General features: G+C 54.0%; 23 protein-coding genes. 4 read left to right on the plus strand and 19 right to left on the minus strand.

The window, feature by feature from the left end:
* Positions 1-92: 92 nt before the first annotated feature.
* From pstS to asnC, 17 genes are all read right to left on the minus strand, one after another.
* Positions 93-1,133 (minus strand): phosphate ABC transporter substrate-binding protein PstS, encoded by a 1,041-nt coding sequence (gene pstS / locus FHW74_RS12400; protein ID WP_183170716.1) that lies wholly within the window; start codon positions 1,131-1,133, stop codon positions 93-95.
* Between the two features lie 309 nt (positions 1,134-1,442).
* On the minus strand, positions 1,443-3,272 hold the full coding sequence (gene glmS, locus FHW74_RS12405) for a glutamine--fructose-6-phosphate transaminase (isomerizing) (protein WP_183170717.1): 1,830 nt from the start codon (positions 3,270-3,272) through the stop codon (positions 1,443-1,445).
* A gap of 170 nt (positions 3,273-3,442) precedes the next feature.
* Positions 3,443-4,813 carry a bifunctional UDP-N-acetylglucosamine diphosphorylase/glucosamine-1-phosphate N-acetyltransferase GlmU gene (glmU, locus tag FHW74_RS12410; RefSeq protein WP_183170718.1) on the minus strand — a complete coding sequence of 457 codons (1,371 nt, stop codon included), beginning with the start codon at positions 4,811-4,813 and terminating at the stop codon, positions 3,443-3,445.
* A gap of 240 nt (positions 4,814-5,053) precedes the next feature.
* Positions 5,054-5,218: a hypothetical protein gene (locus FHW74_RS12415; RefSeq protein ID WP_183170719.1), complete on the minus strand. Its 165-nt coding sequence runs from the start codon at positions 5,216-5,218 to the stop codon at positions 5,054-5,056.
* Positions 5,219-5,248: 30 nt separating this feature from the next.
* Positions 5,249-5,668 carry a F0F1 ATP synthase subunit epsilon gene (locus tag FHW74_RS12420; RefSeq protein ID WP_043866215.1) on the minus strand — a complete coding sequence of 140 codons (420 nt, stop codon included), beginning with the start codon at positions 5,666-5,668 and terminating at the stop codon, positions 5,249-5,251.
* Between the two features lie 20 nt (positions 5,669-5,688).
* Positions 5,689-7,071 carry a F0F1 ATP synthase subunit beta gene (gene atpD, locus FHW74_RS12425; protein WP_125292913.1) on the minus strand — a complete coding sequence of 461 codons (1,383 nt, stop codon included), beginning with the start codon at positions 7,069-7,071 and terminating at the stop codon, positions 5,689-5,691.
* Between the two features lie 26 nt (positions 7,072-7,097).
* Positions 7,098-7,961, minus strand: coding sequence for a F0F1 ATP synthase subunit gamma (gene atpG / locus FHW74_RS12430; protein WP_002435549.1), 864 nt, complete (start codon positions 7,959-7,961; stop codon positions 7,098-7,100).
* A 50-nt stretch (positions 7,962-8,011) separates the two neighbouring features.
* Positions 8,012-9,553 (minus strand): F0F1 ATP synthase subunit alpha, encoded by a 1,542-nt coding sequence (gene atpA, locus FHW74_RS12435; protein ID WP_183170720.1) that lies wholly within the window; start codon positions 9,551-9,553, stop codon positions 8,012-8,014.
* Positions 9,554-9,565: 12 nt separating this feature from the next.
* The gene (atpH, locus tag FHW74_RS12440; protein ID WP_183170721.1) at positions 9,566-10,099 is read right to left on the minus strand and encodes a F0F1 ATP synthase subunit delta; all 534 of its coding nucleotides are present in this window, start codon (positions 10,097-10,099) and stop codon (positions 9,566-9,568) included.
* Between the two features lie 14 nt (positions 10,100-10,113).
* Positions 10,114-10,584, minus strand: coding sequence for a F0F1 ATP synthase subunit B (gene atpF, locus FHW74_RS12445; protein WP_002435552.1), 471 nt, complete (start codon positions 10,582-10,584; stop codon positions 10,114-10,116).
* A gap of 70 nt (positions 10,585-10,654) precedes the next feature.
* Entirely contained in the window at positions 10,655-10,894 is a 240-nt protein-coding gene (gene atpE / locus FHW74_RS12450) for a F0F1 ATP synthase subunit C (protein ID WP_000429386.1), read from the minus strand.
* A 50-nt stretch (positions 10,895-10,944) separates the two neighbouring features.
* The gene (gene atpB, locus FHW74_RS12455; RefSeq protein WP_183170722.1) at positions 10,945-11,763 is read right to left on the minus strand and encodes a F0F1 ATP synthase subunit A; all 819 of its coding nucleotides are present in this window, start codon (positions 11,761-11,763) and stop codon (positions 10,945-10,947) included.
* 8 nt (positions 11,764-11,771) lie between these two features.
* Positions 11,772-12,152: a F0F1 ATP synthase subunit I gene (gene atpI / locus FHW74_RS12460; protein ID WP_125292948.1), complete on the minus strand. Its 381-nt coding sequence runs from the start codon at positions 12,150-12,152 to the stop codon at positions 11,772-11,774.
* Between the two features lie 612 nt (positions 12,153-12,764).
* Complete coding sequence (gene rsmG / locus FHW74_RS12465; protein ID WP_183170750.1) at positions 12,765-13,388, minus strand: 16S rRNA (guanine(527)-N(7))-methyltransferase RsmG; 624 nt, start codon at positions 13,386-13,388, stop codon at positions 12,765-12,767.
* 53 nt (positions 13,389-13,441) lie between these two features.
* The gene (gene mnmG / locus FHW74_RS12470; RefSeq protein ID WP_183170723.1) at positions 13,442-15,331 is read right to left on the minus strand and encodes a tRNA uridine-5-carboxymethylaminomethyl(34) synthesis enzyme MnmG; all 1,890 of its coding nucleotides are present in this window, start codon (positions 15,329-15,331) and stop codon (positions 13,442-13,444) included.
* Positions 15,332-15,710: 379 nt separating this feature from the next.
* Complete coding sequence (mioC, locus tag FHW74_RS12475) at positions 15,711-16,151, minus strand: FMN-binding protein MioC (RefSeq protein ID WP_183170724.1); 441 nt, start codon at positions 16,149-16,151, stop codon at positions 15,711-15,713.
* 168 nt (positions 16,152-16,319) lie between these two features.
* Positions 16,320-16,778 carry a transcriptional regulator AsnC gene (gene asnC / locus FHW74_RS12480; protein ID WP_125292920.1) on the minus strand — a complete coding sequence of 153 codons (459 nt, stop codon included), beginning with the start codon at positions 16,776-16,778 and terminating at the stop codon, positions 16,320-16,322.
* Positions 16,779-16,930: 152 nt separating this feature from the next.
* Here asnC and asnA point away from each other — a divergent pair, with 152 nt between their 5' ends.
* Entirely contained in the window at positions 16,931-17,923 is a 993-nt protein-coding gene (gene asnA / locus FHW74_RS12485; protein ID WP_183170725.1) for an aspartate--ammonia ligase, read from the plus strand.
* A 3-nt stretch (positions 17,924-17,926) separates the two neighbouring features.
* Here asnA and viaA read toward each other — a convergent pair whose 3' ends face one another.
* Positions 17,927-19,378, minus strand: a complete 1,452-nt coding sequence (gene viaA / locus FHW74_RS12490; RefSeq protein WP_183170726.1) for an ATPase RavA stimulator ViaA — start codon at positions 19,376-19,378, stop codon at positions 17,927-17,929.
* Entirely contained in the window at positions 19,375-20,868 is a 1,494-nt protein-coding gene (ravA, locus tag FHW74_RS12495; protein ID WP_183170727.1) for an ATPase RavA, read from the minus strand. The genes viaA and ravA overlap by 4 nt, the downstream gene beginning before the upstream one ends.
* A gap of 243 nt (positions 20,869-21,111) precedes the next feature.
* Here ravA and kup point away from each other — a divergent pair, with 243 nt between their 5' ends.
* The 3 genes from kup to rbsA all read left to right on the plus strand — a co-directional run bounded on the left by kup (position 21,112) and on the right by rbsA (position 25,079).
* Positions 21,112-22,980, plus strand: a complete 1,869-nt coding sequence (kup, locus tag FHW74_RS12500) for a low affinity potassium transporter Kup (RefSeq protein ID WP_183170728.1) — start codon at positions 21,112-21,114, stop codon at positions 22,978-22,980.
* A gap of 169 nt (positions 22,981-23,149) precedes the next feature.
* Positions 23,150-23,569, plus strand: coding sequence for a D-ribose pyranase (gene rbsD / locus FHW74_RS12505; RefSeq protein WP_183170729.1), 420 nt, complete (start codon positions 23,150-23,152; stop codon positions 23,567-23,569).
* A gap of 7 nt (positions 23,570-23,576) precedes the next feature.
* Entirely contained in the window at positions 23,577-25,079 is a 1,503-nt protein-coding gene (gene rbsA, locus FHW74_RS12510) for a ribose ABC transporter ATP-binding protein RbsA (RefSeq protein ID WP_183170730.1), read from the plus strand.
* Position 25,080 lies beyond the last annotated feature (1 nt).

Here is a 25,080-nt window from a genome sequence, read left to right on the forward strand (position 1 = left end):
CTGAAAACCGGCATTATCGCCAGTTTTCAGGGTATTGCCATTACCCGTTATGCGTCCGCCGGAAAATTTCTTCCCGGCGGCTCAGGGGCAAATCAGTACAACGCTTTACCGCTGCTGTCTTTCACATTGGTTTTCCATGCCGCACGAATCTGCTCAACCACGCTGTCCGGCAGGCTGGCGTAATCCAGGTCATTGGCCTGTTTAGCGCCATCTTTAAATGCCCAGTCGAAGAACTTCAGCACTTCAGCGCCCTGTTCCGGTTTCTTCTGCTCTTTGTGCACCAGGATGAAAGTCGTGGAGGTAATCGGCCACGCCTCGTCACCTTTCTGGTTAGTCAGGTCCTGAGCGAAGGATTTGCTCCAGTCCGCGCCTTTTGCGGCGTTAGAGAAGCTCTCTTCGGTCGGGCTGACCGGTTTGCCGTCAGCAGAAACCAGTTTGGTGTACGCCAGGTTGTTCTGCTTAGCGTAAGCGTATTCCACATAGCCGATAGAGCCCGGCAGACGCTGTACGAACGCGGCGATGCCGTCGTTGCCTTTACCGCCCAGACCGGTCGGCCAGTTAACGGTAGAGCCAGAGCCGACTTTGGATTTCCACTCTTCGTTCACTTTTGCCAGGTAGCTGGTGAACACGAAGGAAGTACCGGAACCATCAGCGCGACGCACTACGGCGATGTTCTGAGACGGCAGTTTCAGGCCAGGGTTGAGCTTAGCGATCGCTTCGTCATCCCATTTTTTGATTTTACCCAGGTAGATATCACCCAGGGTTTTACCATCCAGCACCAGTTCGCCGGATTTCACGCCCTGAAGATTCACCGCCAGCACCACGCCGCCAATCACGGTCGGAAACTGGAACAGGCCTTCCTGCTGAAGCTTTTCGTCGCTCAGCGGCGCATCAGAGGCACCAAAATCAACGGTATTGGCGATGATTTGCTTAACGCCGCCGGAGGAGCCGATACCCTGATAGTTCACTTTGCTGCCCGTGGACTTCTGGTAGGTATCTGCCCATTTGGCATACACCGGCGCAGGGAAGGTTGCACCGGCGCCAGTCAGGCTCGCCGCAGCATTAACGGCAAAAGCGCTCATCGATAAGGTCGCGGCGACAACAGTTGCGACAGTGGTACGCATAACTTTCATAATGTCTCCTGCTGGATCGTAATTCGTTGTTTAGTGGCTACGATGAGCAAAATAGGACACTTTGGTGACAGTTAAATGTACGAATTATGACAGTTTTATGACAGCGAAAATCCCGCGAAAGTAAGAGCCTAAAACAAAATAATTATCAAAGGGATAGACAAAATTATGACACCCGCATTGCAGTAAAATTTTATTTTTGTGACAAGATAAAAGGTAGTTCGGGATAGCCGATTGTCATAAAAAAACCGGGGATTTTTTGTGTGAAAAACAGCCAAAAAAAGCCTCACCATGACGGTGAGGCTTGAGGGATTATTCTACGGTAACGGATTTTGCCAGGTTACGCGGCTGGTCCACGTCGGTGCCTTTGATCAGCGCCACGTGGTACGCCAGGAGTTGTAGCGGAACGGTATAGAAGATTGGCGCAATCACCTCTTCCACATGCGGCATCTCAATGATGTGCATATTGTCGCTGCTGGTAAAACCGGCATCCTGGTCGGCGAAGACGTACAGCTGGCCGCCACGGGCGCGCACTTCTTCGATGTTGGATTTCAGTTTTTCCAGCAGTTCGTTGTTCGGTGCCACCACAATCACCGGCATATCGGCGTCAATCAGCGCCAGCGGGCCGTGTTTAAGTTCACCGGCAGCGTAGGCTTCAGCATGAATATAAGAGATCTCTTTCAGCTTCAGCGCGCCTTCCAGCGCAATCGGATACTGATCGCCGCGGCCCAGGAACAGGGCGTGGTGCTTGTCGGAGAAATCTTCCGCCAGCGCTTCGATACGTTTGTCCTGGGACAGCATCTGCTCGATACGGCTCGGCAGCGCCTGCAGCCCGTGGACAATGTCGTGCTCAATAGACGCATCCAGGCCTTTCAGACGCGCCAGTTTCGCCACCAGCATCAACAACACAGTTAACTGGGTGGTAAACGCTTTGGTGGACGCCACGCCGATTTCAGTACCGGCTTTGGTCATCAGCGCCAGATCGGATTCACGCACCAGAGAAGAGCCCGGAACGTTGCACACCGCCAGCGAGCCGAGGTAGCCCAGCTCTTTAGATAAACGCAGCGCCGCCAGAGTATCGGCGGTTTCGCCAGACTGAGACAGGGTGATCATCAGGCTGTTGCGGCGAACGGCGGATTTGCGATAGCGGAATTCAGAGGCGATTTCCACATCGCAGGAGACGCCCGCCAGCGCTTCGAACCAGTAGCGCGACACCATACCGGAGTTGTAAGACGTCCCGCAGGCGACGATCTGAATATGCTCAACCTGAGAGAGCAGATCGTTTGCCTGAGGGCCGAGCTCGCTTAAATCCACTTCACCGTGGCTGATGCGCCCGGTCAGGGTGTTTTTAATGGCGTTCGGCTGCTCGTAAATCTCTTTCTGCATGTAGTGGCGGTAAACACCTTTATCGCCTGCGTCATACTGCAGATTGGATTCGATGTCCTGACGTTCCACTTCTTCGCCAGTCTTGTCCATGATGGTGACGGTGCGGCGAGTCACTTCCGCGATATCGCCCTCTTCCAGGAAGATAAAGCGACGGGTCACCGGCAGCAGCGCCAGCTGATCGGAAGCGATAAAGTTTTCGCCCATGCCAAGGCCAATCACCAGCGGGCTACCGGAACGCGCAGCCAGCAGCACATCCGGGTTGCGGGTATCGACGATAACGGTGCCGTATGCGCCGCGTAACTGCGGGATCGCGCGCAGCACCGCTTCACGCAAGGTGCCGCCCTGCTCCAGCTCCCAGTGCACCAGATGCGCAATCACTTCGGTATCAGTCTGGGAAGCAAATTCGTAACCACGCGCCTGCAACAGCTCGCGTAGCGGTTCATGGTTTTCAATAATGCCGTTATGAACAACCACAATGTGATCGGACACATGTGGGTGCGCGTTGGTTTCCGACGGCTCGCCGTGGGTAGCCCAACGGGTATGGGCGATGCCCGTACCGCCATGCAGAGGCTGTTCCTGTGCGGCTTGCGCCAGCATCTGAACTTTGCCAAGACGACGTAAACGCGTCATCTCTCCGCTGCTGTTGATTACCGCAAGCCCCGCAGAGTCATAACCACGGTATTCCAGACGGCGTAATCCTTCGAGAAGGATTTCTGCAATATCACGCTGCGCGACTGCGCCAACAATTCCACACATAGTTTTGTTTCCTGATAATGGCGATATGCCATAGGTTGTCAGTCGACCTTTGTTGCTCTTTTCGAGCGCCCCGAGCCTTGTAGAGAGTGGGGTTATTATTGTGGTACTGCTTTTGGGGCGGAGAAATTATGGTTTTCTCTCACCCCGGCCTCGCCTCACAGCAAGGATAATTATTTTTTCTTCACCGGACGCTGCCAGCCCTGAATATGGGTCTGCTTCACGCGGCTGATGACTAATTCATTTTCTTCAACATTACGGGTAACCGTGGTGCCCGCCCCAATCGTCACGCCACGCGCCACCGTCACCGGGGCCACCAGCTGCGTGTCGGAACCGACAAACACATCGTCGCCAATAATGGTTTTATGTTTATTTGCGCCATCGTAATTACAGGTGATGGTGCCCGCACCGATATTGACGTTCGCGCCGATATCCGCATCGCCTAAATAGGAGAGATGGCCCGCTTTGGACCCTTTGCCGAGACGCGCTTTTTTCATCTCCACGAAGTTGCCGACATGGGCGCCTTCTTCCAGCTCCGCTCCCGGGCGTAAACGCGCAAACGGGCCGATGGTGCAAGCCGCGTCAAGACGCGAATCTTCTACTACAGAGTAGGCGCTGATTTCACAGTCATCGCCGATTACGCTGTTTTTTATTACACAGCCAGCAGCGATTTTTACCCGGTTGCCCAGGGTGACATTGCCTTCGATGATCACGTTGGTATCAATTTCCACGTCGCGCCCGTGGGTTAACTCGCCACGCAGATCGAAACGCGCCGGATCGCGCAGCATCACGCCCGCCAGCAGCAGTTTTTCCGCCTGCTCAGACTGATAGACTCGCTCCAGACGCGCCAGTTGTAGACGGTTATTCACCCCTTCCACTTCGCTTAAGCGATCGGGATGCACGGCGGCGATTTCGCGACCTTCCTGCCAGGCGAGAGCGATAATGTCAGTGATGTAATATTCACCCTGCGCGTTATCGTTGGTCAGTTTCGACAGCCAGCGTTTTAAATCCGCGCCGTTGGCAATCAAAATACCGGTATTGATTTCATTAATCAGGCGCTGTTCATCGCTGGCGTCTTTATGCTCGACAATACCCGTCACCTGGCCATTTTCACGGGTGATGCGGCCATAGCCCGTCGGATCGTCAAGTTTAACCGTGAGCAGGCCAATACCGCCTTGCGGTTTGGCATTCCGCAGCCGCGCCAGGGTATCGGTGGAGATAAGCGGTACGTCGCCGTAAAGCATCAGAATGTCTTCGTCATCCGCGAAGAACGGCGCGGCCTGCTGCATGGCATGGCCGGTGCCTAACTGCTCAGCCTGCAATACCCAGTTTACGGCATCGTTATTCAGGGTTTGTTTCAGCAGATCGCCGCCATGCCCGTACACCAGATGCACGCGCTGGGCGCCAACCTGGGTAGCGGCGTCAATGACATGCTGCACCATCGGCTTGCCGGCAAGCGAATGCAACACTTTTGGAAGATCGGAATACATGCGGGTGCCTTTGCCTGCGGCAAGGATAACCACGCTCATCGCACTGTTCGCCATACGCGTCCTGTCTCTGTAAAGTGAGTGAAGTAAAACGATTTACGTTTGGAAATTCTACATATTTTTCGCGGTAAAATAGATTGCCGATATATTACGCGTTAAGCGTAAATATTGCTTTCCCGAACGGATATTTAATGAACACGTTCCGGTTTTTGGGATGTTTTTACGCGACGATTTCATTGCCATAGCGGTGATTCAGCACTTAGTTTTTATAATAAATTATCTGGATAATAAACCGCGTTAGCGCATCGCCAGGCATAGCGGCCCCTCGCGAATCATTATCCCGTTGGATTTACTGTAAATGGCATTCTCAGGAAGGAAACCACCCAAACAGGTGATAATGAAGCGATGATCGAGAATCGCATTGCCAAACGCGCCCTGGCAGGCAAAAAAAATGCCAGTCATCAGACTGGCATTTTATCTTTCAAGCCGGTGTTACATCGCTTTTTTGGTTAACTCGATAACGCGCAGTTTGGCAATCGCTTTAGCCAGTTCAGCAGAAGCCTGAGCGTAATCCACGTCGCCGTGAGAGTTACGAATGTGCTCTTCTGCCTTACGCTTCGCTTCCAGGGCTCGCGCTTCGTCGAGATCCTGACCGCGAATCGCGGTATCTGCCAGCACTGTCACGTTGCCCGGTTGCACTTCAAGAATGCCGCCGGAGAGATAAATAAACTCTTCATGACCGTGCTGCTTCACGATGCGGATCATACCAGGCTTAATGGCGGTGAGCAGCGGAGCGTGGCCCGGGTAAATCCCCAGTTCACCTTCACTACCCGTAACCTGGATTTTTTCCACCAGCCCTGTGAACATTTGCTGTTCAGCGCTGACGACATCCAGGTGGTAAGTCATTGCCATATCACCCTCCGATTAAGGCGTTAAAGTTTTTTGGCTTTTTCCACGGCTTCGTCGATGGAGCCAACCATGTAGAACGCCTGCTCCGGCAGGTGATCGTATTCGCCTTCCATGATGCCTTTAAAGCCACGGATAGTATCTTTCAGCGATACGTATTTGCCCGGAGAACCGGTAAACACTTCTGCCACGAAGAACGGCTGGGACAGGAAGCGCTGGATCTTACGCGCACGTGCTACCACCAGTTTGTCTTCTTCAGACAGTTCGTCCATACCGAGGATGGCGATGATGTCTTTCAGTTCCTGGTAACGCTGCAGGATGGACTGTACGCCACGCGCGGTGTCGTAGTGCTCCTGGCCAACAACCAGCGGGTCCAGCTGACGGCTGGTGGAGTCCAGCGGGTCAACCGCAGGGTAGATACCCAGAGACGCGATCTGACGGCTCAGTACCACGGTTGCGTCAAGGTGCGCAAAGGTGGTGGCGGGTGACGGGTCAGTCAAGTCATCCGCAGGTACGTATACCGCCTGTACGGAAGTGATAGAACCGGTTTTGGTGGAGGTGATACGTTCCTGCAGAACGCCCATCTCTTCCGCCAGCGTCGGCTGATAACCTACCGCAGAAGGCATACGGCCCAGCAGTGCGGATACTTCGGTACCGGCCAGGGTGTAACGGTAGATGTTATCCACGAACAGCAGAACGTCACGGCCTTCGTCACGGAATTTCTCAGCCATGGTCAGGCCGGTCAGCGCAACGCGCAGACGGTTTCCCGGCGGCTCGTTCATCTGGCCATAAACCAGGGATACTTTATCCAGAACGTTGGAATCGGTCATTTCGTGGTAGAAGTCGTTACCCTCACGAGTACGTTCACCCACGCCCGCAAACACGGAATAACCGGAGTGCTCGATCGCGATGTTACGGATCAGCTCCATCATGTTTACGGTTTTACCTACGCCCGCACCACCGAACAGACCGACTTTACCGCCCTTAGCGAACGGACACATCAGGTCGATAACTTTGATGCCGGTTTCCAGCAGTTCCTGAGAGCTGGACAGCTCTTCATAGGACGGTGCCGCGCGGTGGATCGCCCAACGCTCTTCTTCGCCGATGTCGCCTTTCATGTCGATCGGCTGACCCAGCACGTTCATGATACGGCCCAGGGTCGCTTTACCTACCGGGACTTCGATCGGGTGCTCGAGGTCTGCTACAGTCAGACCGCGACGCAGGCCGTCGGAAGAACCCATCGCGATGGTACGCACGATACCGCCGCCGAGCTGCTGCTGCACTTCCAGCACCAGACGCTCATCACCATTTTGCACCTCAAGAGCATCGTACACGCGCGGTACGGCATCCTGAGGGAATTCGACGTCAACTACGGCGCCGATTACCTGGACAATTTTTCCAGTAGCCATCTTGAATCCTCTACGAATTAACCTGGTTATACCGCGGATGCACCACCGACGATTTCGGTGAGTTCCTGAGTAATGCTGGCCTGACGAGCTTTGTTGTATACCAACTGCAGCTCTTTAATCAGGCTGCCGCCATTGTCGGTAGCGGCTTTCATCGCCACCATACGTGCGGCCTGCTCGCTGGCCAGGTTTTCTACCACGCCCTGATAAACCTGAGATTCCACATAACGACGCAGGAGGGTATCCAGCAGCGCTTTCGGATCGGGTTCGTACAGGTAATCCCAGGACTTGCGTTTTAATTCCTCATCATCATCCGCTGGCAATGGCAGCAGCTGCGTGATGGTCGGAACCTGAGACATGGTATTGATAAATTTGTTATTGACGATGTAAAGCTTGTCCAGACGCCCTTCATCATAGGCCTGCAACATCACTTTTACCGGGCCGATCAGTTCAGACAGGGAAGGGTTATCCCCCATGCCAGTCACCTGAGCCACGATGTTCCCGCCAACGGAATTAAAGAACGACACGCCTTTCGAGCCGATCATTGCGATATCGCACTGAACGCCTTTATCTGACCATGCTTTCATTTCCGCCAGCAGTTTCTTGAACAGGTTAATGTTCAAGCCACCGCACAGACCACGGTCCGTCGACACCACCAGGTAGCCCACGCGCTTAACGTCGCGTTCTTCCAGGTAAGGGTGCTTATATTCCAGATTACCGTGAGCAAGGTGACCAATCACTTTGCGCATGGTATCTGCGTAAGGACGGCTGGCAGCCATTCTTTCCTGCGATTTACGCATTTTGGAAGCGGCGACCATCTCCATCGCTTTAGTGATCTTCTGCGTGTTCTGGACGCTTGCGATCTTACTACGTATCTCTTTTGCGCCGGCCATGAGCTTCTCCTCAATGCCTTGCGGCCTGCCCTAAGACAAGCCGCCAGACGTTACCAGGACTGGGTTGCTTTGAAAGAGTCGAGGATGCCTTTCAGCTTGCCTTCGATCTCATCGTTATAGCCACCGGTCTGGTTGATTTCTTGCATCAGCGGAGCGTGATCACGGTCGACGTAAGCCAGCAGAGCGGCTTCGAAGCTACCGATTTTCGCCAGTTCCACATCTTCGAGGTAACCGCGTTCTGCCGCGAACAGCACCAGAGCCTGCTGCGCAACGGACATCGGCGCATACTGTTTCTGTTTCAGAAGCTCGGTCACTTTCTGACCGTGGCTCAGCTGCTTACGGGTTGCATCATCAAGGTCGGAAGCGAACTGGGAGAACGCCGCCAGTTCACGATACTGCGCCAGCGCAGTACGAATACCACCGGACAGTTTCTTGATGATTTTGGTCTGCGCTGCGCCACCTACACGAGATACAGAAATACCCGGGTTAACCGCCGGACGAATACCGGAGTTGAACAGGTTGGTTTCCAGGAAGATCTGACCATCGGTAATGGAAATTACGTTGGTCGGAACGAACGCAGAAACGTCACCCGCCTGGGTTTCGATAATCGGCAGTGCAGTCAGTGAACCGGTTTTACCTATCACTTCACCTTTGGTGAAGGCTTCAACGTATTCCGCGTTAACACGGGATGCGCGCTCCAGCAGACGAGAGTGGAGGTAGAATACGTCGCCCGGGAATGCTTCACGTCCAGGCGGACGGCGCAGCAGCAGGGAGATCTGACGGTAAGCAACAGCCTGTTTGGACAGGTCGTCATAAATGATCAGCGCATCTTCGCCGCGGTCGCGGAAGTATTCACCCATTGCGCAACCGGCATACGGCGCCAGGTATTGCAGTGCAGCGGATTCAGACGCGGTTGCTACCACCACGATGGTGTTAGACAGTGCGCCGTGCTCTTCCAGCTTACGCACCACGTTGGCGATAGTGGACGCTTTCTGTCCGATCGCAACGTAAACGCATTTGATGCCGGAATCACGCTGGTTGATGATGGCGTCGATAGCCAGCGCGGTTTTACCGGTCTGACGGTCGCCGATGATCAGTTCACGCTGACCACGACCGATTGGGATCATGGCGTCAACGGACTTATAACCGGTCTGTACAGGCTGGTCTACGGATTGACGTTCGATAACGCCCGGTGCAATCGCTTCAACGGCGGAGAAGCCGTCGTGCTCAACCGGACCTTTACCGTCGATAGGCGCACCCAGGGTGTTCACCACACGACCCAGCAGGCCGCGGCCAACCGGAACTTCAAGAATACGGCCAGTACACTTCACCTTCATGCCTTCGGCAAGGTCGGCGTACGGACCCATTACCACCGCACCTACCGAGTCGCGCTCGAGGTTCAGTGCGATAGCGTAACGGTTACCCGGCAGGGAGATCATCTCGCCCTGCATCACATCGGCCAGGCCGTGGATACGGATAACACCGTCACTTACAGAAACAATAGTACCTTCGTTGTGAGCTTCACTCACAACACTGAACTGAGCAATGCGCTGCTTGATCAGTTCGCTGATTTCGGTGGAATTCAGTTGCATGCTCCAGTCCCCTTAAGACTGCAAGACGTCTGCAAGGCGTTCAAGACGGCCGCGTACGCTGCCATCAATGACCATATCACCCGCTCGGATGATTACGCCTGCCACTACAGACTTATCGATTTTGCAATTCAGCTTCACTTTGCGTGACAGACGTTTTTCCATCGCGACGCTGATTTTCTCAAGCTGTTCTTCGCTAAGCGCATTAGCGGAAGTGACTTCCACTTCAACGGTGGCCTCGCGGGCCTCACGTAAACGAATAAATTGCTCAAGAACATCAGGGAGAACCTTCAAACGCCCGTTATCAGCCATCACCTTGATCAGGTTCTGGCCGTGAACGTCGAGCTGGTCACCACATACTGCGATAAACGACTCAGCGAGCGTTTCCGGCGCCAGCGCGCCAGAGAGAAGCTCTGCCATTTGTTCGTTTTTAGTCACCTCGGCGGCAAACGCCAGCATGTCCTGCCAACGGTCTACGCTTTGGTTTTCGACGGCAAAGTCAAAAGCTGCTTTGGCGTAGGGGCGAGCTACCGTTACAAATTCAGACATCAGCCCCTCCCTCCTTACAGTTCAGCGACAAGTTTATCCACGATGTCGCTGTTAGCAGCTTCATCCACGGAACGTTCGATGATCTTCTCGGCGCCAGCAACGGCCAGCATAGCCACCTGCTTACGCAGCTCTTCGCGAGCGCGTTTACGCTCAGCGTCGATTTCTGCCTGAGCCTGCGCCACGATTTTGGTACGTTCCTGTTCGGCTTCCGCTTTCGCTTCGTCCAGGATCTGCGCGCGGCGTTTGTTCGCCTGCTCGATGATTACCTGAGCTTCAGCTTTCGCTTTTTTCAGCTGGTCGGTCGCATTGGCCTGTGCAAGGTCCAAATCCTTTTTAGCTCGTTCAGCAGAAGCAAGACCGTCAGCAATTTCTTTTTGACGTTTTTCGATGGCAGCCATAATTGGCGGCCATACATACTTCATGCAGAACAGAACGAACAGGACAAACGCGATGGCCTGGCCGAGGATTGTTGCGTTAAGATTCACAGCACAATGCCTCTTATCTAGTTAACGTTCTGATATTGCTTAATTTACTTAACAAGTAAAGCAACGCTTACTACGCGACAGCAAACATCACGTACAGACCCAGACCTACAGCGATCATCGGGATTGCGTCCACCAGACCCATTACGATAAAGAACTGAGTACGCAGCAGAGGAATCAGATCAGGCTGACGCGCGGCGCCTTCCAGAAATTTACCCCCGAGGATGCCGATACCGATCGCAGCACCGATTGCCGCAAGACCCATCATCACAGCGGCAGCCATGTACAGCAGATCCATATTCAGGTTTTCCATGACAGTCTCCAGTTTGTTTCAGTTAAAACGCAGTAGTGTTGTGTAAAAAATCAATGCTCTTCAGATGCCATCGACAGATAGACAATCGTCAGAACCATGAAAATGAAGGCTTGCAGCGTAATGATCAGGATGTGGAAAATGGCCCAGGGCACATTCAACAACCACTGCGACCACCACGGCAACAGACCAGCAATCAGAATGAAAATCAGCTCACCGGCATACATGTTGCCGAACAGTCGCAGACCGAGAGAAACCGGTTTGGACAGCAGGCTCACCCCTTCAAGGATTAAGTTGACAGGAATGAATGCCCAGTGATTGAACGGCTGTAGCGTCAGCTCTTTAGCGAAGCCGCCAATGCCTTTCATTTTGATGCTGTAGAACAGAATCAGGATAAACACGCCAAGCGCCATGGACAGGGTGATATTCACGTCAGCAGACGGCACCACGCGCATAGCCGGCAGACCCAGTACATGCTCAGCGATGTACGGAATCAGGTCGATTGGCAGCAAATCCATCAGGTTCATCAGGAATACCCAGACGAAAATCGTCAGGGCCAGCGGAGCGATAACTTTGCTCTTGCCGTGGTACATGTCTTTAACACTTCCATGTACGAAACCGACAATCAGCTCGACCGCTGTCTGGAATTTACCCGGCACGCCGCTGGTTGCCTGTTTGGCCACTTTACGGAACAGAACCAGGAACAACAGACCCAGAGCCACCGAGAAGAACATAGAGTCGATGTTGAGCGTCCAGAAGGTAGCCGGGGGGTTTTGCGGATCCACCAGTGAGAAAGTACGCAGGTCAAGCTGAAGGTTATTCAGATGGTGACCAATGTACTCCTGTGGTGAAGAGAGTTCTCCTGCAGACATGATGCCTCTTACCCTTTGTTGTTGATTACAGCTGGTGCCAGTATCTGCACAACCAGCACCGAAACCCACGTCACTATCAGCGGCAAAAATACCGCGTGGAAGTACGCTAACGCCACCACCAAAAGCGCGAAGGTCGCAAGCACCTTAAACACTTCGCCGACGGCGAACGACCAGGCCACACGGCCTTTAGCGGGTGTTTGCGCCTGGTGACGCCAGGCAAAAATCATAAACAATGCGTTTGGCAGCCACACTGCCAGGCCCCCGCCGACGGCGGACGCGCCCCAACTGGGGTCTTTGAAGCAAAACAGCAATCCCATCGCCATTATTGCCAGTAACTGAATGAACAGAAGCTTGCGAGCCACATTGACACTAAAGAGCGACACAAACATCACGTTTACTCCTGCTCCCTAAGAGGTATGTCGCGTGTCGTATAAAACGTTCTTTAAGGCTCAGAGTCAAGCATCAAAAAGCGGTCAAATTATACGGTGCGGCCTCGTGATTTCAAACAATAAGTAGCGAAAAGGTGAATAAATGTTTAAATAAATTTCGGCACGCGCATTTTTAAACTTTTCATTAAACGCGCTATGTTCGCTAAAAAAGCGGAATATCCGCAAAGGCCGTGTTCTAAAGCGTGCAGGAGATCACACAATAAACAATTAAACCAACAAATATTCTGCATCAGAGTTGAAACCCAAAAATGCATCTTATTGAAAATTAATAGTATTATCCGGTATTTTTTTAAAATCAGTCCATACACCATCAAAACCTTTCATTGACATATCAACCCAGGTTTTAACAAACCCCGATGCGCCATCAAAAGGATTTTTAGCAGGCTGATATTTTCAGGGTTGATTATTTTAAAACGAATTTAACCGTCTCTCCCCTGCCCTGCTCAACGCTCTGGTAAAAAAAGCGTTAAATTTCCTGTCATTCAGGACAAGAATGACAGGCGGCGTTTAACACTTTCTTAATCGCACTTTTTCTACTATTTTTTACAATTATTAAAATTTGTTTGGTTTAATCATAACCAAATGACGTTCGCCTTCAAGCCCCGGCACGTTCAGCGCGACGACCTTTTCCACCTCAAATCCGGCTGGCAGCGCCGCGATCTCATCATCAGGACGTAAGCCTTTCAGCGCATAAAAGCGCCCCTGCGGCGCAGGCAGATGCTGGCACCAGTTCACCATATCGGTCAGCGAGGCAAACGCGCGGCTAATCACGCCATCAAAAGGCGGTTCCGCCGGGAAATCTTCAACCCGGCTCTGCACCGGCGCAATATTCTCCAGCTTCAGCTCATGCTGCACCTGACGCAGAAAACGCACGCGTTTTCCCAGGCTATCCAGCAGGGTGAAATGCTTATCCGGGCAGACGATTGACAGCGGGATGCCCGGCAGGCCAGGTCCTGTGCCCACATCGATAAACCGGGAGCCTTCCAGATACGGGGCAACGACGATGCTGTCGAGAATATGGCGCACCAGCATCTGTGCCGGATCGCGCACGGAAGTCAGGTTATAGGCTTTGTTCCACTTATCCAGCATGCCGACATAGGCCAGCAGCTGCTGTTTTTGATGGTCGGTCAGCGTGATGGCGGCGGCGTCCAGCAGACGCGTTAAGTTATTCAGCACAACGATATCCATGAAAAGGGCCAGCCTAAGGCTGGCCCGAATTTAACGTCCGGTTACGCGCTGCGGCGCAGTAAACCCTGTTTTTTAAGCCATACCAGCAAAATGGAGATGGCGGCAGGCGTGATGCCTGAAATACGCGACGCCTGGCCAATTGACGACGGTTTATGATCGTTGAGTTTGGCGATCACTTCGTTCGACAGGCCGGAAACCTGGCGGTAATCCAGGGTCGCGGGCAGCAGCGTGTTTTCATTGCGCTGCTGTTTCTCGATCTCATCCTGCTGACGGGCGATATACCCTTCGTATTTGACCTGGATTTCCACCTGCTCGGCGGCCTGAGCGTCATCCAGGCCCGGCGCGAACGGAGTCAGGTTCACCAGCTGCTGGTAAGTCATTTCCGGGCGGCGCAGCAGATCTTCGCCGCTGGCTTCGCGGGATAACGGCGAGGCCAGCTGGGCGTTGACGTCCTGTACGCCTTGCGACGACGGCGCCATCCAGATGCCGCGCAGGCGCTGGCGTTCCAGTTCAATATTTTCACGCTTCTGGTTAAAGCGCGCCCAGCGGGCGTCATCCACCAGCCCCAGTTCGCGGCCCGCTTCGGTCAGACGCAGATCCGCATTGTCTTCGCGCAGCATCAGGCGGTATTCGGCACGGGAGGTAAACATGCGGTACGGTTCTTTGGTGCCCAGCGTGCACAGATCGTCCACCAACACCCCAAGGTAAGCCTGATCGCGACGCGGCGCCCAGCCCTCTTTCTCCGCAGAGAAACGACCGGCGTTCAGGCCAGCCAGCAGCCCCTGCGCAGCGGCTTCTTCGTAACCGGTGGTGCCGTTGATTTGCCCGGCAAAGAACAGGCCCTGGATATATTTGCTTTCCAGCGTCGGTTTTAAATCGCGCGGGTCAAAGAAATCGTACTCAATGGCATAACCCGGACGGACAATTTTGGCGTTCTCCATCCCCTGCATTGAGCGCACGATTTGCATCTGCACATCAAACGGCAGGCTGGTGGAAATTCCGTTCGGGTAAATTTCGTTCGACGTGAGGCCTTCCGGCTCAAGGAAGATCTGATGCTGGTTGCGATCGGCAAAGCGCATCACTTTATCTTCGATGGACGGGCAGTAGCGCGGGCCGATGCCTTCGATCACCCCGGCATACATCGGGCTGCGATCGAGGTTCGAGCGGATCACGTCATGGGTTTTTTCGTTGGTGTAGGTGATATAGCACGGCACCTGTTGCGGATGCTGGCTTACGTCGCCCATAAACGAGAACACCGGCAGCGGCGTATCGCCATGCTGTTGCGCCAGTACGCTGAAATCGATGGTGCGGGCGTCAATACGCGGCGGCGTGCCGGTTTTCAGGCGGTTCACGCGCAGCGGCAGTTCCCGCAGACGGCGTGACAGGGAAATCGACGGCGGATCGCCTGCGCGGCCACCGCTGTAGTTATCCAGCCCGATATGGATCTTGCCGTCCAGGAAAGTCCCGACAGTCAGCACCACCGCTTTGGCGCGGAACTTGAGGCCCATTTGGGTCACTGCGCCGACGACGCGATCGTTTTCCACAATCAGATCTTCTACTGCTTGCTGGAAGATCATCAGGTTCGGTTGGTTTTCCAGTGCGGTACGCACTGCCTGGCGATACAGCACGCGGTCTGCCTGGGCACGCGTCGCGCGAACGGCAGGGCCTTTGCTGGCGTTTAGTATCCTAAACTGAATACCGGCTTTGTCGATCGCGGTCGCCATCAGGCCACCGAGGGCATCCACTTCCTTAACCAAATGTCCTTTACCAATACCGCCGATGGCCGGGTTGCAGCTCATTTGCCCCAGCGTGTCGATATTGTGTGTCAAAAGTAGGGTCTGTTGACCCATACGGGCTGCGGCCATCGCGGCCTCAGTACCTGCATGACCCCCGCCAATGATAATGACGTCGAAAGGATCCGGATAAAACATGGTGGATAAACCTCGTGGTGTGGCAAATGGGTTTTCGATCCCGGGGCGTGGATTCTACTCAAGTTTAGCCTTTCGAGAAAGCGTCAGGATCGTTGGTAATTAAAAGAAGATCTTTTTATTTAGAGATCTGTTTTACTGTGATCTCTTATTAGGATCGCCGATATCTGTGGATAACCGACGATCGCCAATCAAGATCAATGCATTAGGTGGGATCATTAGCTGTGAACGATCGGTGATCCCACGCGGTATTAGCTGGGTGCAGAATGGGTGTTTATACACAGGGCTAGCAAGCCCTCAGGGTTATGCTTTGGATAACTACCGGTTGATCCAAGCTTATGAGCAGACTTATCCACAAATCAACCGGCGATCTTTTCAGCAATCAGAGTAAATTTTTCCAGGATCCCAGCCAAATTTCCGCCGGATCCTCCGGAATTTCATGATCGTGAACGTTGATCTTCAGCAGATCGCCAATACGTTTGGCCCCACATTCGGTCAGCAGCGTGTCGATTTTATCAATCGCCCCGCAAAAGGTGTCGTACTCACGGCTGCCAATGCCCACTGCGCCATAACGCAGCTGGCTGAGATCGGGCCGCTGTTCCTTTATTGCGGTATAGAAAGGTTCCAGATTATCCGGTACATCACCCGCACCGTGCGTCGAGGTGACAATCAGCCAAACCCCGTCAGTCTTGACGTCGTCAAGCAGCGGGCCATGTTGGGTATCGGTGGTGAACCCCGCTTCTTCCAGCTTTTCCGCCAGATGTTCGGCAACGTATTCCGCGCTGCCCAGGGTGCTGCCGCTAATAAGGGTAATCTCTGCCATGATCGTCCACCTTTTGTAAAACGTCGCGTATTGTACGCTGTGTGAGGGTTGGGATCTACCTGTGGATAATATGGGTATAGCAGCAAGCGGCCCGATCGCAGACTTTTAGAAAACAGGCCGACGATCGGTGAGTTTGATGAGTAAAGTTTTTGATAAATAGAGATCTTTTTACGGCTTGATCGTCCGCATGATCGGGTTTTGCAGGGAAATCAGCGTCTCAGTGGACTGAATTTCATCAATTGTTTGGATCTTGTTGATAAGTACCTGCTGCAACGCATCAATGGATCGACACATCACTTTTATAAAGATGCTGTAGTGACCGGTGGTGTAATACGCCTCGGTCACCTCGTCCAGGCTTTCCAGTCTCGCCAGCGCGGAAGGGTAGTCTTTGGCGCTTTTCAGGATGATGCCGATAAAGCAGCACACGTCATAACCCAGCTGCTTTGGGCTGATATCAATACGCGCGCCGGTGATAATCCCCGCCTGCTTCATTTTCTCTACGCGCACGTGAATAGTTCCCGGGCTCACGCCGAATTGTTTCGCCAGTTCGGCATAAGCGGTACGCGCATTGGCCATTAAGGCCTCAAGGATGCCGCGATCCAGATTGTCGATCTGATAATTTTCCATATGTTTTCCTTATGGATAATGACGATTCGCCTTCATTATGGCGCTTTAATTAACGAATTAAAAACCGTTCGGCCTTTTTTATTGATGATTATTGAATTGAGTAACCTTTTTATTGCTAAATGTTTGCTATCAGACAGACAGGAGTAAACATAATGAAAACGGCTTACATCGCAAAACAGCGTCAGATTAGTTTCGTGAAGTCCCATTTCTCTCGCCAGCTCGAAGAAAAATTGGGCCTGATTGAAGTTCAGGCACCGATCCTGAGCCGCATCGGCGACGGGACTCAGGATAACTTATCCGGCTGCGAGAAAGCCGTTCAGGTACGGGTGAAAAACCTGCCGGACGCGCAGTTTGAAGTGGTGCACTCCCTGGCGAAGTGGAAACGCAAAACGCTCGGCCAGCACGACTTCAGCGCCGGTGAAGGGCTGTATACCCATATGAAAGCGCTGCGTCCGGACGAAGATCGCCTGTCGCCTATCCACTCGGTGTATGTGGATCAGTGGGACTGGGAACGCGTAATGGGCGATGGCGAACGTCATCTCGGCACCCTGAAGCAGACCGTAGAAGCCATCTGGTCTGCCATGAAAGCCACCGAATCTGCGGTAAGCGAGCAGTTTGGCTTAACGCCGTTCCTGCCAGAGCAGATCCACTTCGTTCACAGCGAAACCCTGCAACAGCGCTTCCCGGATCTGGATGCCAAAGGCCGTGAGCGTGCCATTGCCAAAGAACTGGGTGCAGTATTTTTGATTGGTATCGGCGGCAAACTGGCAGACGGTAAACGTCACGACGTGCGCGCGCCGGATTATGATGACTGGTCAACGTCCAGTGAAGGCGGTTTTGCCGGCCTGAACGGCGATATCCTGGTGTGGAACCCGGTGCTGGAAGATGCGTTTGAACTCTCTTCAATGGGTATCCGCGTGGATGCCGATACGCTGAAACGCCAGTTGGCGATCACCGGCGATGAGGATCGTCTGGCGCTGGAATGGCACCAGTCGCTGCTCAACGGCGAAATGCCCCAGACCATCGGCGGCGGTATCGGCCAGTCGCGTTTGACTATGCTGATGCTGCAACTGCCGCATATCGGCCAGGTACAATGTGGCGTATGGCCTGCCCACGTTCAGGCTGAAGTCAGCGAGCTGCTGTAAGGCTTAACGCCGCCAGCGTCTTAGCAGGCGGCTACGCATCCCGGTATCAAAGCGCCAGATATGATCGAATATCCGCATGATGCCGGGTTTACCGTGTGCGGACATCGCCACGGCATGAAACCGATGCTGATGCACCCGCTGCAACGTTTTTACCTGACTGACCACCTCATCCGGCAGACGCTGGGCGATAAAATCCGAGATCACCACGGCGTCCGCATCCTGCCATACGCTGCTCTGCATCCTTTCAACAATCGACCTGAAACAGCTGGCGATATCCGTACCGCCGCGAAACTGCTGGCTTAAAAACCGAATGGCCTGTTCGATGCCGTCCTGCTGGGAGAGCTCGTAACTCACCACCTCGGTGGAAAAAAGCATAATAAAGCAGCGTCGGCTGTCGGCCAGGGCAATGCGCATCAGCGCCAGGCAAAACGCTTTGGCGCACTGTTCATTAAAGCCGCCCATGGAGCCGGAGGTATCCACGCAGACGATAAACGGGCCGCGCGGCTGTTCGTCTACGTCCTGATGGGTGACCGGGCGCTCGATGACCCGCTCCCGCCAGGCTTCGCCCTGCAGCCGGTAGGTCAGTAGCTCATGCTCCACCAGCCGCCGGTAAAACTCATATTCCAGTTCAGTAATGCCCAGCGTGGCAAGCTCAGGGGGTAACAGGCGCAGGATATCGTCGCTGCGGTGAAGACCTTCCACCTGCTCCGGCACCGTCGCCGGCTCGCGCACCAGGGTGCGGAAGGTCTCCATCGGAGAATCCTTCTTTGGGACGGATTTGGCCTCCCTGGAACGCCCCAACTGCGCCGCGAGCTTTTCCAGCTCCGGCTGGCTGGCGAGAAAATCCCCGTATTTCACGATCAGCTGATAGTCGCCGCGCTTCAGTTGTCCGGCACTCATGTCCCACAGCCGGCCCGCCGCGTGATCGTTTTCCACCAGCACCTTTTCCAACTGGCCGCTGAGTGTCATGCGCTCCTGCACTTCGCTTAACAGTTGCTCGCGCTCGTCTTCCAGCAATTGCTGATTCAGGGTAGTGGCCTGCACCACCAGGCTTAACCGCCAGCGCTGCAAAAATAAAGTATGCAGTGCGGGAGTAAACGTGGGGCTGCCCTGGGTGAGCTGCGCCGCCTGAGCGGCAAACGGCGAGTTAAGCTGTTCCAGACGGGACAATATTTGCGGTAGCTGGACCAGCAGTTGCGAGGTAGAGAGCAGTTGGCTTTGTTGGTAGCACTGCACTTCCTGCGCCAGTTCAACCGGCACGGGCACATCGTGAAGCCGGTTTTTTAACTGCTCTCGCCAGCGCGGGATATCTTCATGAAGCGCTTTCTTTAATTTCGGGTACTTTTCAAAGAACACCGCCAGCTGCGGCGAAGCCAGCAGCGCGATAATCAGTTCTTCAATTAATTCCCCTTCGCTGATAGCCAGAATCGTGTTTAACGTATCCAGGGTAATCATTGACGCGCCTGTTTAATCTGCGCGCCGACGTCCTGTAAGCTGGCCTCAATCCGTCCCAGCCAGTCGGGCTGGATAAACAAACATTTTTGCTGATCGCTGAAGCGGCTGTGCTGCTGATGCCATTCGTTATCCAGATCGTCTATCTGCTGCTTAATTTCCGCCGGAATACCTTCCGCCAGCGCGCCGGGCAATGACAAGCGGCTGGCCTGCAGGCTGACATCGCGGATCTGCAAATGCTGGCTGTTGTCTACGTCCAGATTGAGGATCTGCGCAAAGCCGATACCGTTGAGTTTGCCGCGGATCTCCCCGCCTTTTTGCAGCCACTGGTCGAGCTGTTCACGATTGAGGGTGACGTGAATAACTTCCATATCATGAAGCTTAAGCGGTTTTTGCAACAGCAGCGTCAGTTCCGGCGCCTGCAAGCTTTCCGGCAGATGGTATTGCGGGCGGCGGCTGAACATCCCGCCCTGTTTCACCACGGTAAAGGCATTCTGGTCGCTCTTTTGCTGCTCCAGCTGCATCCTACGCTGTTGAATAGCGCCAAGCTTTGTCAGCATCGCCTGCTGCTGCCAGGCGTGCCCGGTCATCAAAATTTCCATTTGCTGCTGCATCAGATTGCGGGCGGCGGCGTCATGCCACAGGCAGTCTTTGAGTAAAATCAGGTCGATGGGGGCCACGGCGTGACGGCCGCTAAAGAATGCGCAGGCCTGCAACAGATGAATGGCTTTTTTCCAGCGCCGGTCCGAGACATAAGGCGCATGCGGCTGGTTTTCCAGCTGCTGGCGCAGCAGAAAGATTAACTCGAAGACGTCGTCTGGCAGCGCGACATTGCCGATCTCTTTTTGCCACTGATTAAATTCGTCATCACTGATTTGCAGCGCGGCGGGCACCGGGTTTTCATTCTCGTCCTGCTGGCTTATCAGCATTGAGCGGAAATTACCTTTGTCCTGGACTTTATCCAGCCACAGCCGGATTAACATCCGGTCGTACAACGCTTCCAGGCTGTTATCCGCATCCGGCAGTTCGTTGGAGGCCGCCACCAGCAGGCGCATGGGAATTTTTTCTTCGAACGCCCCGTTGCGAAAGCGCCGTTCGTTAATGGCGGTGAGCAGCGTGTTCAGGATGGCGGGCCCGGCTTTCCAGATTTCATCAAGAAACACGATTTCCGCTTCAGGGAGATAGCCCTGGGTTAGCCGCTCATAACGTCCTTCATCCTTCAGCGCCTGGATGGACAGCGGGCCGAACACCTCTTCAGGCGTGGAAAAGCGGGTCATCAGATATTCAAAGGCGCGGGCGTGGACGAAAGCGAATTTCAGGCGGCGGGCGATCAGGCTTTTAGCGATGCCTGGCGGGCCTAACAGAAAGACGCTCTCGCCGCTTAACGCCGCCAGCAGGCAAAGACGGATGGCGTGGCTGCGTTCGAAAAGTCCTTTTTCCAGCGCGGAGGCGAGCCTTGAAATTCTTTCAGCCAACAAATGGGGTTGAGCCATAATTAGTTTGCGTCCTTACCCTGGGGAAACGGCTTATCATGCAATTATATACCTGCAGTTTTAGTCACGAGACAAGCCCCGTTTATCGTCAAAAAAGCGCACGAAGTTTAGGGTTATTTTTTTGACATGGACAGGCTGGATTCTATTTAGGGGTACGATTTTGCCGTTAATCGTGCATACTGTGCGCTTTTTGTGGGCCAAGGGACTAAGCACACATCTGTTTTCTAACCAAAAGATTAGTCTATGAGCGCTGATAATAAGCAACCGCTGCCGGCGATAACGCTTGCGGCAATCGGGGTGGTGTACGGCGATATCGGGACCAGCCCACTTTATACGTTAAGAGAATGTCTTTCTGGCCAGTTTGGTTTTGGCGTAGAGCGGGACGCCGTATTTGGTTTCCTCTCCCTGATCTTTTGGCTGCTGATTGTAGTCGTTTCCATTAAATATCTGACCTTCGTGATGCGCGCCGACAACGCCGGCGAAGGTGGGATTTTGACGCTAATGTCGCTGGCAGGGCGCAATACGTCAGCCAAAGCAACATCCTGGTTGGTTATTCTGGGCCTGATTGGCGGCAGCTTCTTTTATGGCGAGGTGGTGATCACCCCGGCCATTTCGGTAATGTCGGCCATCGAAGGTCTGGAGATCGCCGCGCCATCCCTTGATCCCTATATTGTGCCGCTGTCGATTATTGTCCTGACGCTGCTGTTTATGATCCAAAAGCATGGCACCGGGATGGTGGGCAAACTGTTTGCGCCGATTATGCTGGCCTGGTTTTTGATTCTGGCGGTACTGGGTGTGCGCAGTATCATCGCCAACCCGGAAGTGCTGCACGCGTTAAACCCGATATGGGCGGTGCATTTCTTCGTGGAATATAAGGCCGTGTCTTTCTTCGCGCTGGGGGCGGTGGTGCTGTCGATTACCGGCGTTGAAGCGCTGTACGCCGACATGGGCCACTTCGGCAAACTGCCGATCCGCATTGCATGGTTTAGCGTGGTGCTGCCTTCGCTGGTGCTGAACTACTTTGGCCAGGGGGCGTTGTTGCTGAAAACGCCGGAAGCGATTAAGAACCCGTTCTTTTTACTGGCACCCGATTGGGCGCTGATCCCGCTGTTGATTCTCGCCACGCTGGCGACGGTTATTGCCTCGCAGGCGGTGATCTCCGGCGTATTCTCCCTGACGCGCCAGGCCGTGCGTCTGGGCTATCTTTCACCGATGCGCATTATTCACACCTCGGAAATGGAATCCGGGCAGATCTACATCCCTGCCATTAACTGGATGCTCTATTTCGCGGTAGTGATTGTGATTGTCAGCTTTGAACACTCCAGTAACCTGGCGGCGGCATACGGTATCGCGGTAACCGGCACTATGGTGTTAACGTCGATTCTGTTCACCACCGTCGCCAATAAAAACTGGCACTGGAGCAAAATCCTGCTCGGGGTGATGTTCGTCGGGTTTATGTGTATTGACGTGTCGCTGTTTTCCGCCAACCTGTCAAAACTGCTGTCCGGCGGCTGGCTGCCGCTGACGTTAGGCCTGGTGATGTTTATCATCATGACCACCTGGAAAAGCGAGCGCTTTCGCCTGCTGCGCCGGATGCATGAACACGGCAATTCTCTGGAAGCGATGATCGCCTCGCTGGAAAAATCCCCGCCGGTACGCGTACCGGGTACGGCGGTGTACATGTCCAGGGCGTTGAACGTTATTCCATTCGCGATGCTGCATAACCTCAAGCACAACAAGGTGCTGCATGAGCGCGTGATCCTGCTAACCCTGCGTACTGAAGATGCGCCTTACGTACACAATGTACGCCGCGTGGCCATCGAACAGCTATCGCCCACTTTCTGGCGCGTGGTGGCCAGTTACGGCTGGCGCGAAACGCCGAACGTGGAAGAAGTCTTCCATCGCTGTGGTCTGGAAGGGCTGAGCTGCCGGATGATGGAGACGTCGTTTTTTATGTCCCACGAGTCGCTGATTATCGGTAAACGCCCCTGGTATCTGCGCCTGCGCGGCAAGCTGTTCCTGCTGTTGCAGCGTAACGCGCTACGCGCCCCCGACCAGTTTGAGATCCCGCCAAACCGGGTGATCGAGCTGGGTACTCAGGTTGAAATCTAGTTTATCAACGCCTCTTCTGTGAAGGGGCGTTTTTCTTTTTGCCGTCCTGCAACAAACGCGAGCGAAACGTTTCGATAGCGATCACATTTCTGTAACGCGCCGATTGTTTCTGGATCCTCTTCTTCACTACACTGCAATCAGCGAAACGTTTCGCTAGTGGAGCAAAGACATGAAAAAAGGCACCGTTTTAAATGCTGACATCTCTCGGGTCATCTCACGTCTCGGTCATACCGATACGGTGGTTGTGTGTGATGCCGGGCTGCCCATCCCGAAAACGACTGAGCGTGTCGATCTGGCGCTGACTCAGGGCGTCCCCACCTTTATGCAGGTGTTGGATGTGGTGACTACCGAGATGCAGGTTGAAGCGGCGATCCTTGCGCTGGAAATTAAACAACACAATCCGCAGCTCCACGAAACGTTGCTCGGCCACATTGAGCAACTGCAACAACACCAGGGAAATACCATTGAAATTCGTTACATCACGCATGAACAGTTCAAAGTAAACACCGCTGCCAGCCAGGCGGTCATTCGCAGCGGGGAGTGTTCCCCGTATGCGAATATTATTCTCTGTGCCGGCGTAACGTTCTGAGGCCGACATGGACGCATTACTGCAACTCAAGGGGATTGATAAGTCATTCCCCGGTGTAAAAGCCCTCTCCGGCGCGGCGCTGAATGTCTATTCAGGCCGCGTTATGGCATTGGTCGGCGAAAACGGCGCCGGTAAATCCACCATGATGAAAGTGCTGACCGGCATCTATCAACGCGATGCTGGTTCGCTGAAATGGCTGGGCCAGGAGACCACGTTTAACGGGCCGAAATCGTCTCAGGAAGCGGGCATCGGCATTATCCACCAGGAACTCAACCTTATCCCGCAGCTGACCATCGCGGAAAACATCTTCCTGGGCCGCGAATTCGTTAACCGGTTTGGCAAAATCGACTGGAAAACCATGTATGCCGAAGCCGACAAGCTGCTCGCCAAACTCAATCTGCGCTTTAACAGCCACCGGCTGGTGGGTGAACTCTCGATCGGCGATCAGCAGATGGTGGAAATCGCCAAGGTGCTGAGCTTTGAATCCAGAGTCATCATCATGGACGAACCCACCGATGCCCTGACGGATACCGAAACCGAATCGCTGTTCCGCGTGATCCGCGAGCTGAAAGCCCAGGGGCGCGGCATTGTTTATATCTCCCACCGCATGAAAGAAATTTTCGAGATCTGCGATGACGTTACGGTATTTCGCGACGGGCAATTTATTGCTGAACGCGAGGTGGCGTCGCTGACCGAAGATACGCTGATTGAAATGATGGTGGGACGCAAGCTGGAAGACCAGTATCCACACCTCGACAAAGCGCCGGGCGACGTGCGGCTGAAGGTTGATAACCTGTGCGGGCCTGGAGTCAACAACGTCTCCTTTAGCTTACGCAAAGGGGAAATCCTTGGCGTAGCCGGGCTAATGGGCGCAGGACGTACCGAGTTGATGAAGGTACTGTACGGCGCGCTGCCGCGCACCAGCGGATACGTCACGCTTGATGGCCACGAAGTGGTGACCCGTTCGCCGCAGGACGGCCTGGCGAACGGCATCGTGTATATCTCTGAAGACCGTAAACGCGATGGTTTAGTGCTGGGCATGTCGGTCAAAGAGAATATGTCTTTAACCGCGCTGCGCTATTTCAGCCGCAGCGGCGGTGGGCTCAAACATCAGGACGAGCAACAGGCGGTCAGCGATTTTATCCGGCTGTTTAACGTTAAAACCCCGTCCATGGACCAGGCGATTGGCCTGCTCTCCGGCGGTAATCAGCAGAAAGTGGCGATTGCCCGCGGCCTGATGACTCGCCCGAAAGTGCTGATTCTGGATGAGCCGACGCGCGGCGTGGACGTCGGCGCCAAAAAAGAGATTTACCAGTTAATCAACCAGTTCAAAGCTGATGGCTTAAGCATCATTCTGGTCTCGTCTGAGATGCCGGAAGTGTTGGGCATGAGCGATCGCATCATGGTGATGCACGAGGGGCATCTCGGCGGTGAATTCACGCGCGAGCAGGCCACTCAGGAAGTGCTAATGGCGGCGGCTGTTGGCAAGCTAAACCGCGCAGGAGTATGAC

The sequence above is a fragment of the Atlantibacter sp. RC6 genome, assembly GCF_014193285.1.
GTDB lineage: Bacteria > Pseudomonadota > Gammaproteobacteria > Enterobacterales > Enterobacteriaceae > Atlantibacter.

Bases quoted from the DNA above. Each gene is read 5' to 3' on its own strand.
- pstS (WP_183170716.1), bottom strand. From the start codon at position 1,133: ATGAAAGTTATGCGTACCACTGTCGCAACTGTTGTCGCCGCGACCTTA.
- glmS (WP_183170717.1), bottom strand. From the start codon at position 3,272: ATGTGTGGAATTGTTGGCGCAGTCGCGCAGCGTGATATTGCAGAAATC.
- glmU (WP_183170718.1), bottom strand. From the start codon at position 4,813: ATGGCGAACAGTGCGATGAGCGTGGTTATCCTTGCCGCAGGCAAAGGC.
- FHW74_RS12415 (WP_183170719.1), bottom strand. From the start codon at position 5,218: ATGACTGGCATTTTTTTTGCCTGCCAGGGCGCGTTTGGCAATGCGATT.
- FHW74_RS12420 (WP_043866215.1), bottom strand. From the start codon at position 5,668: ATGGCAATGACTTACCACCTGGATGTCGTCAGCGCTGAACAGCAAATG.
- atpD (WP_125292913.1), bottom strand. From the start codon at position 7,071: ATGGCTACTGGAAAAATTGTCCAGGTAATCGGCGCCGTAGTTGACGTC.
- atpG (WP_002435549.1), bottom strand. From the start codon at position 7,961: ATGGCCGGCGCAAAAGAGATACGTAGTAAGATCGCAAGCGTCCAGAAC.
- atpA (WP_183170720.1), bottom strand. From the start codon at position 9,553: ATGCAACTGAATTCCACCGAAATCAGCGAACTGATCAAGCAGCGCATT.
- atpH (WP_183170721.1), bottom strand. From the start codon at position 10,099: ATGTCTGAATTTGTAACGGTAGCTCGCCCCTACGCCAAAGCAGCTTTT.
- atpE (WP_000429386.1), bottom strand. From the start codon at position 10,894: ATGGAAAACCTGAATATGGATCTGCTGTACATGGCTGCCGCTGTGATG.
- atpB (WP_183170722.1), bottom strand. From the start codon at position 11,763: ATGTCTGCAGGAGAACTCTCTTCACCACAGGAGTACATTGGTCACCAT.
- atpI (WP_125292948.1), bottom strand. From the start codon at position 12,152: ATGTTTGTGTCGCTCTTTAGTGTCAATGTGGCTCGCAAGCTTCTGTTC.
- mnmG (WP_183170723.1), bottom strand. From the start codon at position 15,331: ATGTTTTATCCGGATCCTTTCGACGTCATTATCATTGGCGGGGGTCAT.
- mioC (WP_183170724.1), bottom strand. From the start codon at position 16,151: ATGGCAGAGATTACCCTTATTAGCGGCAGCACCCTGGGCAGCGCGGAA.
- asnC (WP_125292920.1), bottom strand. From the start codon at position 16,778: ATGGAAAATTATCAGATCGACAATCTGGATCGCGGCATCCTTGAGGCC.
- asnA (WP_183170725.1), top strand. From the start codon at position 16,931: ATGAAAACGGCTTACATCGCAAAACAGCGTCAGATTAGTTTCGTGAAG.
- viaA (WP_183170726.1), bottom strand. From the start codon at position 19,378: ATGATTACCCTGGATACGTTAAACACGATTCTGGCTATCAGCGAAGGG.
- ravA (WP_183170727.1), bottom strand. From the start codon at position 20,868: ATGGCTCAACCCCATTTGTTGGCTGAAAGAATTTCAAGGCTCGCCTCC.
- kup (WP_183170728.1), top strand. From the start codon at position 21,112: ATGAGCGCTGATAATAAGCAACCGCTGCCGGCGATAACGCTTGCGGCA.
- rbsD (WP_183170729.1), top strand. From the start codon at position 23,150: ATGAAAAAAGGCACCGTTTTAAATGCTGACATCTCTCGGGTCATCTCA.
- rbsA (WP_183170730.1), top strand. From the start codon at position 23,577: ATGGACGCATTACTGCAACTCAAGGGGATTGATAAGTCATTCCCCGGT.